The sequence below is a fragment of the Mesorhizobium sp. M0001 genome (genome assembly GCF_040324255.1).
Classification (GTDB): Bacteria; Pseudomonadota; Alphaproteobacteria; order Rhizobiales; family Rhizobiaceae; genus Mesorhizobium.
The window spans coordinates 375,024-389,465 of sequence record NZ_JAMYVS010000002.1 but is presented as its reverse complement, the minus strand read 5'-3'; the positions used below and the strand labels follow the sequence as shown (position 1 = coordinate 389,465).

13 protein-coding genes are annotated in these 14,442 nt (G+C 64.5%); 8 read left to right on the top strand and 5 right to left on the bottom strand.

Translation table 11 applies throughout. The annotated features are described in order from the left end of the window. The first annotated feature begins 369 nt into the window (after window positions 1–369). From NKK50_RS06860 to NKK50_RS06835, 6 genes are all read left to right on the top strand, one after another. Entirely contained in the window at window positions 370–459 is a 90-nt protein-coding gene (locus NKK50_RS06860) for a K(+)-transporting ATPase subunit F (RefSeq protein ID WP_023669708.1), read from the top strand. Between the two features lie 18 nt (window positions 460–477). After that, a complete protein-coding gene (gene kdpA / locus NKK50_RS06855) occupies window positions 478–2,181 on the top strand; it encodes a potassium-transporting ATPase subunit KdpA (protein WP_023699137.1) in 1,704 nt (567 codons plus the stop codon). 232 nt (window positions 2,182–2,413) lie between these two features. Next, window positions 2,414–4,507 (top strand): potassium-transporting ATPase subunit KdpB, encoded by a 2,094-nt coding sequence (gene kdpB / locus NKK50_RS06850; RefSeq protein WP_023824613.1) that lies wholly within the window; start codon window positions 2,414–2,416, stop codon window positions 4,505–4,507. 12 nt (window positions 4,508–4,519) lie between these two features. Further along, window positions 4,520–5,086 carry a potassium-transporting ATPase subunit KdpC gene (kdpC, locus tag NKK50_RS06845; protein WP_023744101.1) on the top strand — a complete coding sequence of 189 codons (567 nt, stop codon included), beginning with the start codon at window positions 4,520–4,522 and terminating at the stop codon, window positions 5,084–5,086. A gap of 66 nt (window positions 5,087–5,152) precedes the next feature. Then, window positions 5,153–7,885 carry a DUF4118 domain-containing protein gene (locus NKK50_RS06840; protein WP_352543211.1) on the top strand — a complete coding sequence of 911 codons (2,733 nt, stop codon included), beginning with the start codon at window positions 5,153–5,155 and terminating at the stop codon, window positions 7,883–7,885. Then, on the top strand, window positions 7,882–8,574 hold the full coding sequence (locus tag NKK50_RS06835) for a response regulator transcription factor (RefSeq protein WP_023833663.1): 693 nt from the start codon (window positions 7,882–7,884) through the stop codon (window positions 8,572–8,574). Before NKK50_RS06840 ends, NKK50_RS06835 begins: the two co-directional genes overlap by 4 nt. A 15-nt stretch (window positions 8,575–8,589) precedes the next feature. Here NKK50_RS06835 and NKK50_RS06830 read toward each other — a convergent pair whose 3' ends face one another. Beyond that, on the bottom strand, window positions 8,590–9,180 hold the full coding sequence (locus NKK50_RS06830; RefSeq protein WP_023669715.1) for an invasion associated locus B family protein: 591 nt from the start codon (window positions 9,178–9,180) through the stop codon (window positions 8,590–8,592). A 218-nt stretch (window positions 9,181–9,398) separates the two neighbouring features. On the opposite strand from NKK50_RS06830, the gene NKK50_RS06825 reads away from it, so the two are divergent. Continuing rightward, window positions 9,399–9,701, top strand: a complete 303-nt coding sequence (locus NKK50_RS06825; RefSeq protein WP_023683090.1) for a hypothetical protein — start codon at window positions 9,399–9,401, stop codon at window positions 9,699–9,701. A gap of 122 nt (window positions 9,702–9,823) precedes the next feature. Then, complete coding sequence (locus NKK50_RS06820) at window positions 9,824–10,300, top strand: NUDIX hydrolase (protein ID WP_023669717.1); 477 nt, start codon at window positions 9,824–9,826, stop codon at window positions 10,298–10,300. A gap of 6 nt (window positions 10,301–10,306) precedes the next feature. Here the strand turns inward: NKK50_RS06820 and NKK50_RS06815 are convergent, their stop codons facing one another. From NKK50_RS06815 to NKK50_RS06800, 4 genes are read right to left on the bottom strand one after another with little or no spacing between them, the layout of a single operon-like run. Continuing rightward, window positions 10,307–11,167: a citryl-CoA lyase gene (locus NKK50_RS06815; protein ID WP_352543210.1), complete on the bottom strand. Its 861-nt coding sequence runs from the start codon at window positions 11,165–11,167 to the stop codon at window positions 10,307–10,309. Beyond that, the gene (locus NKK50_RS06810; RefSeq protein WP_031196007.1) at window positions 11,164–12,342 is read right to left on the bottom strand and encodes a CaiB/BaiF CoA transferase family protein; all 1,179 of its coding nucleotides are present in this window, start codon (window positions 12,340–12,342) and stop codon (window positions 11,164–11,166) included. Before NKK50_RS06810 ends, NKK50_RS06815 begins: the two co-directional genes overlap by 4 nt. 15 nt (window positions 12,343–12,357) lie before the next feature. Then, window positions 12,358–13,881, bottom strand: a complete 1,524-nt coding sequence (locus NKK50_RS06805; protein ID WP_023686551.1) for a tripartite tricarboxylate transporter permease — start codon at window positions 13,879–13,881, stop codon at window positions 12,358–12,360. A 4-nt stretch (window positions 13,882–13,885) separates the two neighbouring features. Continuing rightward, entirely contained in the window at window positions 13,886–14,422 is a 537-nt protein-coding gene (locus NKK50_RS06800; protein ID WP_352543209.1) for a tripartite tricarboxylate transporter TctB family protein, read from the bottom strand. Window positions 14,423–14,442: the final 20 nt, after the last annotated feature.

Sequence of the window (14,442 nt, the reverse complement as noted above, 5' to 3'; positions counted from 1 at the left end):
CGAAAGACGGAGCCGCCGCAAGAGGGGTCGCGATATCATGGCGTCGGTTTCTAGCGGCCCGGAACGGAGCCATCTCCCGGAAATCTTTATAGGAATTTTATATCTTTCCTCCCGGCCCCGTCTCGAACCTTTATGGCGATCGGGTCCATATTCCATCTCGAGCAAAACGCTGCGGACGCCGTGACCCCAGAGTTACGGCGGGCCGTTCTCATGGAATTTCTGGCTCGCCAGTCGCTGGCGCCAAATACAAGCAGAAGCAAGGACCAACACAAATGGACATCGTCGTCATCGGGATCGAGGTTTTGTTCTTCGGTCTTTCCCTCGCCTACATCAAAGCTTGCGACGCTCTTTAAGCGGAAGGATCGCACCATGCTTGTCGATTACATCCTCGGTGGCGGCGTGACCTTGTTCCTGCTCGTCTACCTGACATACGCCCTCGTTCGCCCAGAACGCTTCTGAAGCAAGGCACGGAAACCCATGACACTCAACGGATGGATACAGATCCTGGTTTATTGCGGGATCGTCGTTTTGCTGGTGAAGCCGCTCGGCGGCTACATGTACCGCGTCTTCAATGGCGATCGCACCTTTCTCTCGCCCATACTCGGGCCCGTTGAGCGCGGCCTCTACCGCATTTCGGGAACCAGCGAGCGCGAGGAGCAGCACTGGACGACCTACGCGGCAGGAATCATCTTCTTCAGCCTTGCCAGCTTCCTGGTGCTGTACTTTCTGCAACGCCTGCAGGGCGTCCTGCCTTACAATCCGGCCGGGATGGCATCGGTCGAACCCAATCTCGCCTTCAACACTGCCGTCAGCTTCGTCACCAACACCAACTGGCAGAATTACGGCGGCGAAAGCACGTTGTCCTACCTCGTGCAGATGGCCGGCCTGACTGTTCAGAACTTCATGTCCGCCGCCGTCGGCATTGCCATTGCGGTGGCGCTGATCCGCGGCTTCGCCCGCGCCTCGGCCAAATCGATCGGCAATTTCTGGGTCGATATGACCCGCTGCACGCTCTACATCCTGCTGCCGCTCAGCATCGTGCTCACCCTTGTCTATGTCTGGCTCGGCATGCCGCAGACGCTCGGGCCTTATGTCGACGCCACCACGCTGGAGGGCGCCAAGCAGACGCTCGCCCTTGGGCCGGTCGCCTCGCAGGTCGCCATCAAGATGCTCGGCACCAATGGCGGCGGCTTCTTCAACGCCAATGCCGCGCATCCTTTCGAAAACCCCGACGCCATCTCCAACATGATCCAGATGGTGACGATCTTCGCGCTGGGTGCTGCACTCACCAACGTCTTCGGCCGCATGGTCGGCAACCAGCGCCAGGGCTGGGCGATCCTGGCCACGATGGGTGTGCTGTTCATCGCTGGCGTCGTTATCTGCTACTGGGCGGAAGCCGCGGGCAATCCGCTGGTCCATGCGTTGGGCGTCGACGGCGCCAACATGGAAGGCAAGGAGAGCCGCTTCGGCATTGCCGCTTCGGCACTATTCGCCGTCATCACCACGGCTGCGAGCTGCGGTGCGGTGAACGCCATGCATGACTCGTTCACAGCACTTGGCGGCCTGGTCCCGATGCTCAACATGCAGCTCGGCGAAGTCATCGTCGGCGGCGTCGGCGCCGGCTTCTACGGCATCGTCATGTTCATCGTCATCACCGTGTTCGTCGCCGGCCTGATGGTTGGCCGCACGCCCGAATATCTCGGCAAGAAGATCGAGGCCAAGGAGGTCAAGATGGCAATGCTCGCCATCCTCGCTCTGCCGTTGGTCATGCTGGTCTTCACGGCAATAGCGGTCGTGCTGCCAAGCGCCGTCGCCTCGATGGCCAATGGCGGTCCGCATGGCTTCTCCGAGGTTCTTTATGCCTACACTTCGGCGGCGGCCAACAACGGCTCGGCCTTTGGCGGCCTTTCCGGCAACACGCCCTGGTACAACATCACGCTCGGCATCTCCATGTGGGTGGGTCGCTTCTTCGTCATCATTCCAGCGCTTGCCATTGCCGGCTCGCTAGCGACGAAGAAGACGGTTCCGGCTTCCGCCGGCACCTTCCCGACCGACGGCCCGCTGTTCGTCGGCCTGCTCGTCGGCGTCATCCTGATCGTCGTCGGCCTGACCTTCTTCCCGGCACTGGCGATCGGACCGATCGTCGAGCACCTGGCTGCCATCAACGGCCAGACATTCTGAGGCTTGTCATGTCCTGGTTCTACCCAAAACGCATGAAGGCCCGGCCGCGAGCCGGCCCACGAGCCGGCAATGAGGGGGAGGAAACGCCCCCTCCCTTCCCCAGCGTATCTACCTTCCTCGGCCTCGCGGCAGTCATGATCGTGATCTGGCTGCTGGCCTATGGTCCGCCGCCCCTCTTTTCGGCATCCGATCGGTCGGTGCCGGCCAACAGTTCAGATACTGGAGCCACCAAATGAGCCAGTCCAAATCCGCGAGCATCATGGATGCCCGCATCCTGTGGCCGGCCATCGGCGGCGCCTTCAGGAAACTCGACCCCCGCACGCTGGTCAGGAACCCGGTGATGTTCGTCGTCGCCATCGTCTCGCTTCTTACCACGGTCCTGTTCGTCAAGGATCTCGCCACCGGCGGCGGCGATTTCGGCTTTACGCTGCAGATCATCATCTGGCTGTGGTTCACCGTGCTGTTCGCCAACTTCGCCGAGGCCGTCGCCGAAGGCCGCGGCAAGGCGCAGGCCGATTCGCTGCGCAAGGCGCGCACCGAAACCCAGGCCAAGCTGCTTGCCGGCGAAGACCGCTCCAGGTTCAAGCTGGTGCCCGGCACCAGCCTGAAGGTTGGCGACATCGTGCTGGTCGAAGCCGGCGACATTATCCCGTCCGACGGTGAAGTGGTCGAAGGCGTGGCCTCGGTCAACGAGGCGGCAATCACCGGCGAGTCCGCACCCGTCATTCGCGAATCCGGCGGCGACCGTTCCGCGGTCACCGGCGGCACGCAGGTTCTGTCCGACTGGATTCGCGTGCGCATATCAGCCGCCTCCGGCCACACCTTCCTCGACCGCATGATCTCGCTGGTCGAGGGTGCCTCGCGCCAGAAGACGCCCAACGAGATCGCGCTCAACATCCTGCTCGTCGGCATGACGCTGATCTTCGTGCTGGCCACCGCCACGATCCCGAGCTTTGCCTCCTATTCCGGCGGCTATATCCCGGTGACGGTGCTGGTCGCGCTGTTCGTCACCTTGATCCCGACCACCATCGGCGCCCTGCTGTCGGCCATCGGCATTGCCGGCATGGACCGCCTGGTGCGCTTCAACGTGCTGGCCATGTCCGGCCGTGCCGTCGAAGCGGCGGGCGACGTCGATACGCTTTTGCTCGACAAGACCGGCACCATCACGCTCGGCAACCGCCAGGCCACCGAATTCCGCCCGGTCAAGGGCGTCACCGAACAGGAACTGGCCGATGCCGCGCAGCTCGCCTCGCTCGCCGACGAGACGCCTGAGGGACGCTCGATCGTCGTGCTGGCCAAGGAGAAATACGCCATCCGCGCCCGTGACATGGCAACCTTGCATGCCAGCTTCGTGCCCTTCACCGCGCAGACCCGGATGAGCGGCGTCGACATCGATGGCTCGTCGGTGCGCAAGGGCGCCGTCGATTCGGTTCTCGCCTATGTCAGCCAGTCGACATCGGCCACTCACGGCACGCGCCCTGGCAGCGACACCGTCAAGGATCTCCAGGCGATCGCCGACGAGATCGCCAAGTCGGGCGGCACGCCGCTGGCCGTCGAGCGTGACGGCCGCCTGCTCGGCGTCGTCCACCTCAAGGACATCGTCAAGGGTGGTATCCGCGAGCGCTTTGCCGAACTGCGCAAAATGGGCATCCGCACCGTGATGATCACCGGCGACAATCCGATGACTGCGGCGGCGATCGCAGCCGAAGCCGGCGTCGACGATTTCCTCGCCCAGGCCACGCCCGAGGATAAGCTGAAGCTGATCCGCGACGAACAGGCCAAGGGCAAGCTGGTCGCCATGTGCGGTGACGGCACCAACGACGCGCCGGCCTTGGCGCAGGCCGATGTCGGCGTCGCCATGAACACCGGCACGGTTGCCGCCCGCGAGGCCGGCAACATGATCGACCTCGATAGTGACCCGACCAAGCTGATCGAGATCGTCGAGATCGGCAAGGCGCTGCTGATGACGCGCGGCTCGCTAACGACCTTCTCGATCGCCAACGACGTCGCCAAATACTTCGCCATCATCCCGGCCATGTTTGCCGTCTTCTACGTTGCGCCGGGACATACAATCGGCCCCCTGCAAGCGCTCAACATCATGCATCTGGCGACGCCGCAGAGCGCCATCCTGTCGGCCATCATCTTCAACGCGCTGATCATCATCGCTCTGATCCCGCTGTCGCTGAAAGGCGTCAAATACCGCGCCATCGGCGCCGGCGCGCTGCTCAGCCGCAACCTCCTGGTCTACGGCCTCGGCGGCATCATCGTTCCGTTCGCCGGCATCAAGGCGATCGACATGATCGTCACCGGCCTCGGCCTCGCTTAAGGAAATACGTCCATGCTCACTCAGATAAGACCCGCTGTTATCATGATCGTCTTTTTCACCGTTTTGACCGGCCTGATCTATCCCCTGGGCATGACCGGCATCGCCCAGGCGCTGTTTCCGCACCAGGCCAATGGCAGCTTGATCGAGAAAAACGGCACGGTCATCGGCTCCGAACTGATCGGCCAGGGCTTTGCCGACGACAAGTATTTCCATGGCCGCCCCTCGGCTGCCGGCGACGGATACAACGCCGCAGCGTCCAGCGGCTCCAATCTCGGTCCAACCAACCCCAAGCTGATCGACCGCATCAAGGGCGATGTTGCAAAGCTGAAGGCGGAGAACCCGAACCAGCCGGTGCCGATGGATCTGGTGACGACGTCCGGCAGCGGCCTCGACCCCGCTATCAGCCCGGACGCCGCCTATTTCCAGGTCGCTCGGGTGGCCAAGGCCAGGGGCTTCGACGAAGCCAAGGTCAAGGCGCTTGTCGACAGCCATGTCGAAGGCCGCGAACTCGGCTTCCTCGGCGAGCCGGTCGTCAATGTGCTGGCGCTCAACCTGGCACTGGACGATACCAAGCAGTGAGAGACAATCTCTGAAGCCAGGGCCGGGGATCGACACGATCCTCGGCGCCGTTCATGATCGAGCCTGATGCCGGACGCCAGAAGCAACGATACCAGACCCTCTCCGGACGCGCTGCTCGAGCATGCGGAACGGGAAGAGCGCGGCCGCCTGCGGATATTTCTGGGTGCTGCACCCGGTGTCGGCAAGACCTACGAAATGCTGATGGCCGGCCGCGCCATGCTTGCCGACGGCATCGACGTGGTCATCGGCATCGTCGAAACCCACGGCCGCAAGGAAACCCTGGCGCTGGTCGAAGGCTACGAGGTCATCCCGCGCCAGAAGGTCGACTACAAGGACCGCGTGCTGAATGAGATGGACATCGATGCCATTCTCGCCCGCCGCCCCGCGCTGGTGCTCGTCGATGAGCTCGCCCACACCAACGCACCCGGCAGCCGCCACCCCAAGCGCTATCTCGACGTCCAGGAAATCCTTGCGCGCGGCATCGACGTCTACACCACGCTCAATATCCAGCATGTCGAGAGCCTGAATGACGTCGTGGCGCAGATCACCCGCGTCAGGGTGCGCGAAACGGTCCCGGACTCCATCATCGACCAGGCCGACGACATCGAGATCATCGACCTCACGCCCGACGACCTGATCAAGCGGCTGAAAGAGGGAAAGGTCTATTTCCCCAACACTGCCCAGCGCGCAGTCGAAAACTATTTCTCGCCGGGCAATCTGACCGCGCTTCGGGAATTGGCGCTGCGCCGCACCGCCCAGCGCGTCGACGAGCAGTTGCTCAACCACATGCAGTCGCACGCCATTCCCGGCCCCTGGGCGGCGGGCGAAAGGGTGCTCGTCTGCGTCGATGCGCGTCCGGGCGGAGCGTCTCGTGTCCGCTATGCGCGCCGGCTGGCCGACCGGCTGCGCGCACCGTGGACGGCGCTGCATGTCGACACGCCGCGTTCGGCCGCCATGTCGGAGGAAGACAAGGACCAGCTGGCCACGCTCTTGCGCCTGGCCGAGCAGCTCGGCGCCGAGGTGACGACCATTCCGGGCCAGAACGTCGCCCAGGACATCGTCCGCCACGCCACGGCCAACAACTTCACCCATATCGTCGTCGGCAGGCCGACCCGCTCGCGCTGGCGCGAACTGATCGAGGGTTCGCTCACCTACGATCTGATCCGCAATGCCGGCGATATCAGCGTCCATGTCATTTCAGGAACGGAGCGCGACAACGAGGCCACGTCGAGGGTCAAGGCGGCGGCCGAGCAGACGCCATTTCAAATCTGGCCTTATCTTTTCTCGACCGTCTATGTCGCCGGCGCGCTTGCCGTCAGCGCCGTCCTCGATCAGTTCCTCGACGTTCGCAACCTTGCCAGCGTGCTGCTGCTGGCGGTGCTGACATCGGCAGTGACCTTTGGCCTGTGGCCGGCGCTGTACGCCTGTTTCCTCAGCGCCATTGCCTTCAACTTCTTCTTTCTCGAGCCGCGCTACACGATGACGATCCGCGATCCGGAGAGCATCGTTGCCTTCGCCGTCTTCCTCGTCGTTGCCGTCATCGCCAGCAATCTGACGGCGCGTGTGCAGCGTCAGGCAGCCGCCGCCCGTTCACGCGCCCGGGCCACCGAGGACATCTACCTCTTTTCAAAGAAGCTCGCCGGCGCCGGCACGCTCGACGACGTTTTGTGGGCCACAGCCTTCCAGATCGCCTCGATGCTGAAGCTGCGCGTGGTGCTGCTTTTGCCGGAAGAAGGCACGATCACCGTCAAGGCCGGTTATCCCCCCGATGACACGCTGGCCGAGGCCGACATCGCGGCTGCACGCTGGGCTTGGGAACACAACCGGGCTGCCGGCCGTGGCGCCGATACCCTGCCCGGGGCAAAACGCCTCTACCTCCCCTTGCGCACCGCACGCGCGGCCGTCGGCGTCGTCGGCCTCGACAATGACAAGCAAGGCCCGCTGCTGACGCCCGAGCAACAGCGCCTGCTCGACGCGCTGGCCGACCAGGCGGCGGTTGCCATCGAGCGCATCCAGCTGGTCGCCGATGTCGACCGCGCCAGGCTGGCGGCCGAGGCCGACCGCTTGCGCTCGGCACTGCTGACGTCGATCTCGCATGATCTGAAGACGCCGCTGGCGGCCATCATGGGCGCGGCCGGCACGCTCAGGGAATTTGCGCAGGCACTGCCCGAGAACGATCGGGCCGAGCTGCTGACCACCGTGCTCGACGAGTCCGAACGGCTGAACCGCTTCATCGCCAATCTGCTCGACATGACCAAGATCGAATCCGGCGCCATGGAACCGAATTTCGCCCTGCACTATGTCGGCGATGTCGTTGGCTCGGCCTTGCAGCGGGCACGCAAGATCACTGCCGGGCACAAGACCGAGGTTGATATTCCGGCCGACCTGCCGATGCTGAAGCTTGATCCCGTGCTGTTCGAACAAATGCTGTTCAATCTGCTCGACAATGCCGCGAAATACGCGCCACAGGGATCGACAATCCGGCTGCAGGGCTGGGCCGACAATGGCTCCGTCGCGCTGCAGATCATGGATGAGGGACCGGGCATTCCGCCCGCCGACCTGGAGCGCGTCTTCGACAGCTTTTACCGGGTGCGCAAGCGCGATCAGGTCCAGGCCGGCACCGGGCTCGGCCTGTCGATCTGCCGGGGCTTCATCGAGGCGATGGGCGGCACGATCATGGCGGCGAACCGCAGCGATCGCCAAGGCGCGGTCTTCACCATCCGCATGCCGAAGCCGGCACGATCGCCCGGCCTGGACGAACGGAACGCCGACGGGCAAAACTCTGGTGATCCGGCATGACAAATTCCAACGTCAGCATACTGGTCGTCGACGACGAGCCGCCGATCCGCAAACTGCTGCGCGTCGGCCTCGGCAGCCAGGGCTATGCGGTCAGCGAAGCGCCCAACGCCAAGGCTGCGATCCAACTCGTCGATGCACAAAAGCCGGATCTGATCCTGCTCGACCTCGGCCTGCCCGGCATGGGTGGCCTCGATCTCCTGCGCAAATGGCGCGACGAAGGCCTCGACGTGCCCGTGGTCATCCTGTCCAGCCGCACCGACGAAGCCGGCATCGTCGCGGCGCTCGAACTCGGCGCTGACGACTACATCACCAAGCCGTTCGGCATGAACGAACTGGTCGCCAGAATCCGCGTCGCGCTGCGCCACAAATTCCAGCAGCAGGGCGAGAAGCCGGTGTTTCAGACCGGCGATCTCTCGGTCGACCTGGTCAAGCGCATCGTCAAGGTCGAAGGCAAGGAGATAAAGCTCTCCCCCAAGGAGTACGACATATTGCGCATTATGGTGCAGCATGCCGGCAAGGTGCTGACCCACCATTTCATTCTGAAGCAGGTGTGGGGCGATTCGACCGACGTGCAGTATCTGAGGGTCTATGTCCGCCAGCTCCGGCAGAAGATCGAAAAGTCGCCCGACCAGCCGCGCTACATCACCACCGAAACCGGGGTGGGGTACCGGCTACGCGAGGTTGAGTGACCGGACGTTTTCCGCTCAGTCCGCCGAGAGTTCCGCGGTCCGTGCCAGTGCGCCGCCGAAGCCGTTGAGCGGGATGGTGAAACTCACCGCTTGACCGGTGTCGGCCGCGAAGGCGTCGATCTTCAGCGTGGTGGCTGCCTTCAGCAGCGGCGTGACGCTGGCATCGAACGCCACCGGCACCAGGCAGCCGACGGCCTGGCAGGTGTTGAACGGCAGGCTGCCTTCCAGCTTCTGGTCGTCGATGGTCAGGCTGACGCCTTTGGCGAGCGCCAGGCCGAACGGCAGCGCCAGCGTTCCGGCGGCATCCTCGCCGCTCTTGCTCGACAGCTCGATCGCCAGCAGGCGCTGGTTGGACTGCTTGTTGAACTGCTGATGCGACAGGCTGCAAACCTTGGCCGTGCCGGTTACCTGGCAATTGACCGTCCAGTCGCCATGTGTCTCGGACAGCGCCGAGGCGCCGCCAGGCAATGTCGGGCCGGCAGCAGGGGCGGGCGCTGCGGCGGCAGGCGCCGCCTTGTCGGTCTTGGTTTGCGCCGCGACTGCCACCGGGCCAAGAATACAGATGCTGCCCAGTAGCGCCGCGAAATATACTTGCCTGCTTTTCATCAATATGCTCCCGATTGTGCCTCGAGTCAGCCGCGATTGAGCCCGAGATCCGCGCCCGATAGAGCGGTCAATCGATCTTTTCTGTCAAGTGCGGCCGGGCCGCTTCCTCAGGGATTTCGCCAACCCGTGGCAGATCGGCCCATGGCAGACCGGCCCATGGCAGATCGAGACGAACGCCCTATATAGAGAGGAGGTTATATCTGTACGGGAATGAACTGATGTCGACGCTTCGCCTATCGACAGTTCTCATGTCGGCAATGCTGGCGGCGGCAACGCTCGCCGGCATCATGCAATCTGCTGCGGCTCAGTCCGTCAATCCCAGCGCCAACCGGCTGATCCAGCAGAACCAGCTGCAGCAATTGCGCAACAGCCTGCAGCGGCAGCAGTTCCAGCAACAGCAGCAGCAATATCGCGAGCAGGACCGTCGGATCGTGCCGCAGCCGCGCCCCGAAGTGCCCGTCGTCCGGCAAGCTTGTCCGATTCAGATCGTCAACAACCAGATTGTGCGTGTTTGCCGTTGATATCGGTCGCTTGCGATTTACTTAGTCGACTTATTTACTAAAAATGCCTCATTGCCTCGCGGGCATATCAGGGGTTTGCAGGCGGCGTGCGGCGGTGCGCCCGCCGACCGGATTTTCAGCACATGGCGACGACCAAGAAAAAGGCGGTACGCAAGGCAAGGCGAGGCGAACGCATTCGCCAGGTCGCCGCCATTCCCTTTCGCCTGGACGTTTCAGGCAATTTCGAAGTGATGCTGGTGACGTCGCGAGCGACGAAGCGGTTCATCGTGCCCAAGGGCTGGCCCATGAAAGGCAAGAGCGGGCGCAAGGCCGCCACCATCGAGGCGCGCGAAGAAGCCGGCGTGCTCGGCAAGACCCGCAAGGCGCCGGCCGGCAGCTATTCCTATTGGAAACGGCTGGAGCACAATTTCGTGCGCGTCGACGTCGTCGTCTATCTGTTGGAGGTGTCCGAGGAACTGGCCAACTGGCAGGAGGCCAAGAGCCGCCAGCGGGCATGGCTCAAGCCGCAGGACGCGGCGTTGCTCATCGATGAGCCGGATCTCTCGACGCTGATGGCCAACCTGGCGCCGCCTCAGCCGGCAGTGCCGGACCCGGCCTGACCAACCTCACTTGCCCTCGTCCCCTTCAGCGGGACCCTGGTCCCCTGGAAATGGCCGCAGCGGCGTGCCCGTATAGGCCCACAGCCATTCGCGCGGCAGCGGCCCTTTGTTGCGCTCGCTTTGCTGCGACTGTTCCCATGCATGCGCCAGGATGCCGACCGAGCGCGAGAGCACGAACAGGCCGCGCGTCAACGGCGGCGGAAAGCCGAGCTCGCCATAGATGACGGCGGTGGCGCCGTCGATGTTGAGCGGTATTTTCTTCCCCTTGCGCCGTGCCACCTCTGATTCGACGGCCTCGGCGATGTCGGCAAAGCGTCCGCTGACGACGCCGCGCGCGGCAAACTCGCGCGTCACTGCGATCAGGCGCGGCGCGCGCGGATCGACCGGGTGGAAGCGATGGCCAAATCCCGGCACATAGCCTTTCTCCTCGGCGAAGAAACGGTCGAGCCGTGCGGCTACGGCTTGGTCCAGCGCAACACCCTGGTCAAGTGCCACGGCAATGTCGCCATAGAAGGACAGCGCCTGTTCGCCGGCGCCGCCATGCACGTCACCCAGCACGTTGACGGCGGACGCCATGGCGCTGTTGATGCCGACGCCGCAGGTGATGGCCATGCGGGCAATGGCGATCGACGGCGCCTGCGGCCCGTGGTCGACGGCCGCCCCCAGCGCAATGCCGAGCAGCGCCGCCTGCTCCTTGCTCGGCAATTCGCCGCGCAGCATCAGCCAGATCGTTGCCGGAAAGCTGACGCGGCCGATCAGCTCCTGGATTTCATAGCCGCGCAGCCGGATGATGCCGGGGCTCATCTCGATGATGCCGGTCTGCCACCACTCCTCGCCGCGCTCGCGGCCGGTTTTTCTCTCGCTCACGCGCTTCTCCTGGCGCGCGGCGGCAGGGTGGAAAAAACCTCGTCCATATGCTCACCCAGCACCGGTGGCGGCAGGACCGGCAAGGGTGCCGCGCCATCGACCATGAAGCCGCCGCGCACCACGGTCAGCGGCTGCGCCATGCCGGGCAGACCCTGGAAACGCGTGGTCATGTCGCGCTCGACGACCTGGCGCTCGCCAAGCACTTGGGGGATCGTCAGCACCCGGCCCGCCGGCACGCCGGCGCGGTTGAATTTTTCCTCCCAGGCTGCGGCCGAGGCGCTCGCCAAGGCCGTCTCGATCAGCACCTTCAGCACAGCGCGGTTCTGCTTGCGCGTCTCGCGCTCGGCAAAGCGCGGATCGTCGGCCAGTTCCGGCTGGCCGATCAGCCGGCAAAGCGTGACGAACTGCTCCTGCTTGTTGGCGGCGATGTTGAGCAGGCCGTCGCCGGTGCGAAACGCGCCGGAGGGCGCAGCCGTCATGTTCTCATTGCCCATCGGCTGCGGCTCGACGCCGGCGGTCAGATAGTTGGACACCGGCCAGCCCAGCGCCGACAGCGTGCATTCGAGCATCGAGACATCGAGAAACGCGCCCTCGCCCGAGGTCTTCTGCTTGACCAGCGCCGCGGCGATGGCGAAGGCCCCGACCAGCCCGCCCAGCGTGTCGGCGACGGGATAGCCGACCCGCAAGGGTGCGGTCTCCGGCGTGCCGGTGATGCTCATGATGCCGGACAGCCCCTGGATGATCTGGTCGTAGGCCGGATTGTCGCGCATCGGCCCGGTCTGGCCGAACCCCGATATGGCGCAATAGACGAGACCCGGACGAACCGCTTTCAGCGCCTCATAGCCAAGCCCCAGCCGCCCCATCACGCCCGGTCGAAAGTTCTCGACCAGCGCATCGGCGGAGGCGACGAGATCGAGGAAGCGTTCGCGGTCGGCTTCGCTTTTGAGATCCAGCACCACCGATCGCTTGCCGGCATTCTGCGCCAGGAACGACGCGCCCATCCCCGCCTCGTTGAGCGCCGGCGAGGCGCCGAGCTGGCGCGCCAGATCGCCGCCTTGCGGCGTCTCGACCTTGATGACATCGGCGCCGAGCAGCGCCAGCTGGTAGGCACAATAAGGGCCCGCCAGCACATTGGTCAGGTCGAGAATGCGGATGCCGGCAAGCAGATCGGTCATGATGCTCCAGGTCGCTCAGGCATCGCCCGGCACATGCTCGGGTCCGCGCCGGCGCCGATGCTCGATGAAGGCCCAGATATGCGGACCGGCGAGCCCGATGAAGGCAAGGATCAGCAGCACCAGCGACAGCTTGTGGGTGTAGAACACCGACCAGTCGCCGTTCGAGATCGTCATCGCCCGGCGGAACTGCGTTTCGGCAAGCGGCCCCAGGATCATGCCGATGATGACCGGCGCGGTCGGGAAATCGAAGCGCCGCATCAGGAAGCCGGCGGCCCCCAGGAGATAGAGGATGACGAGGTCGATCGGCGATTGCGAGATGCCGTAGGTGCCGACGGTGGCGAACACCAGGATGCCAGCATAGAGCTGCGGCGCCGGGATTTTCAACAGCCGTACCCACAGCCCGATCAGCGGCAGGTTGAGAACGACCAGGATGACGTTGGCGATGAACAGGCTGGCGATCAGGCCCCAGACCAGATCGGCCTGCGTCGTCAACAGCAGCGGTCCCGGATTGATGCCGTAGCTCTGGAAGGCCGACAGCATGATTGCGGCGGTCGCCGAGGTCGGCAGGCCAAGGGTGAGCATCGGCACCAGCACGCCGGCGGCAGACGCATTGTTGGCGGCTTCCGGTCCGGCAACGCCCTCGATCGCGCCGACCGTGCCGAACTCCTCCTTGTGCTTCGACAGCTTCTTTTCGATGGCGTAGGACAGGAAGGTCGGGATTTCGGCGCCGCCGGCAGGCATGGCGCCGATCGGGAAGCCGATGAAAGCGCCGCGCAGCCATGGCTTCCACGAGCGCCCCCATTCGGCCGCGGTCATGTAGAGCGAGCCCTTGAGCGGCACGATCTCGTCCTTGCCGGCATAGCGGCGCGAGGCCATGTAGAGCGTCTCGCCGACGGCAAACAGGCCGACCGCGGCAATGATGACATCGACGCCATCGAGCAGTTCGTTCATGCCGAAGGTGAAGCGCGGCTGTCCCGTCTGCAGGTCGACGCCGATCATGCCGATGACGAAGCCGATGAACAGGCTGGTGAGGCCGCGCACGGAGGACGAGCCGAGCACCGCCGACACCGTGATGAAGGCAAGCACCATCAGCGAGAAATATTCGGCCGGCCCGAAGGCGAGCGCGAACTTCACCACCACCGGCGCCAGGAAGGCGACGCCCATCGTGCCGATGGTGCCGGCGACGAAGGAGCCGATCGCCGAGGTCGCCAGTGCCGCGCCGCCGCGACCCGAGCGGGCCATCCTGTTGCCTTCCAGCGCGGTGACGATGGTGGCGCTTTCGCCCGGCGTGTTGAGCAGGATCGAGGTCGTCGAGCCGCCATACATGGCGCCGTAATAGATGCCGGCGAACAGGATGAAGGAAGCCTCCGGCGCCACCTGGTAGGTGATCGGCAACAGAAGCGCGATGGTCAGCGCCGGCCCGAGGCCGGGCAGCACGCCGATGGCGGTGCCGAGCGTGGTGCCGACCAGGCACCACAGCAGGTTCATCGGCGAGAAAGCGACGGAAAATCCGTGGGCGAGATGGCCGAGCGTCTCCATGGCGTCAGCCCCTCGCAGTGGCGATGATCGCGTCGATCACCGTGTTCAGCTGGTTTTCGATGAAGCCGGCGCCAATGTTGACGCCGAGCGCCCTGGCAAAGCCGAAATAGGCGGCAAGCGCCAGGATCAGGCCGGTCAGCGCATCGCGCAGCGTGTGCTTGCTGCCGAAGCCATAACAGACGAGCACGAACATGATGACCGAGGCGGCGGTGAAGCCGAGCGGCTGGATCAGCACCAGATTGGCGACCAGGCCGGCAACGACGATGCCCATCGCCTTCCAGTCGGTCGGCGTCTCCTTTTCTTCCTGCGGCTGCCAGCCGCCGCGCAGCGCGGCGACGATGAGCAGCAGCGAAAGCACGATCATGCCTGTCATGGTGATGTAGGGAAAGACGGTCGGCCCGACCTTGGAATAGAGCGGCGAAACCGGGATCGCCAGGGTCTGCCAAGCCACGGCCGCGGCACAGGCGAGAAGCCCGACGCCGATCAACAATTCGGGCATGGCAAGGCGCGGGGGCGCCGGCTGCTGGTCGCTGGTGCTCATCGATGTCCTCCCGAGATGGC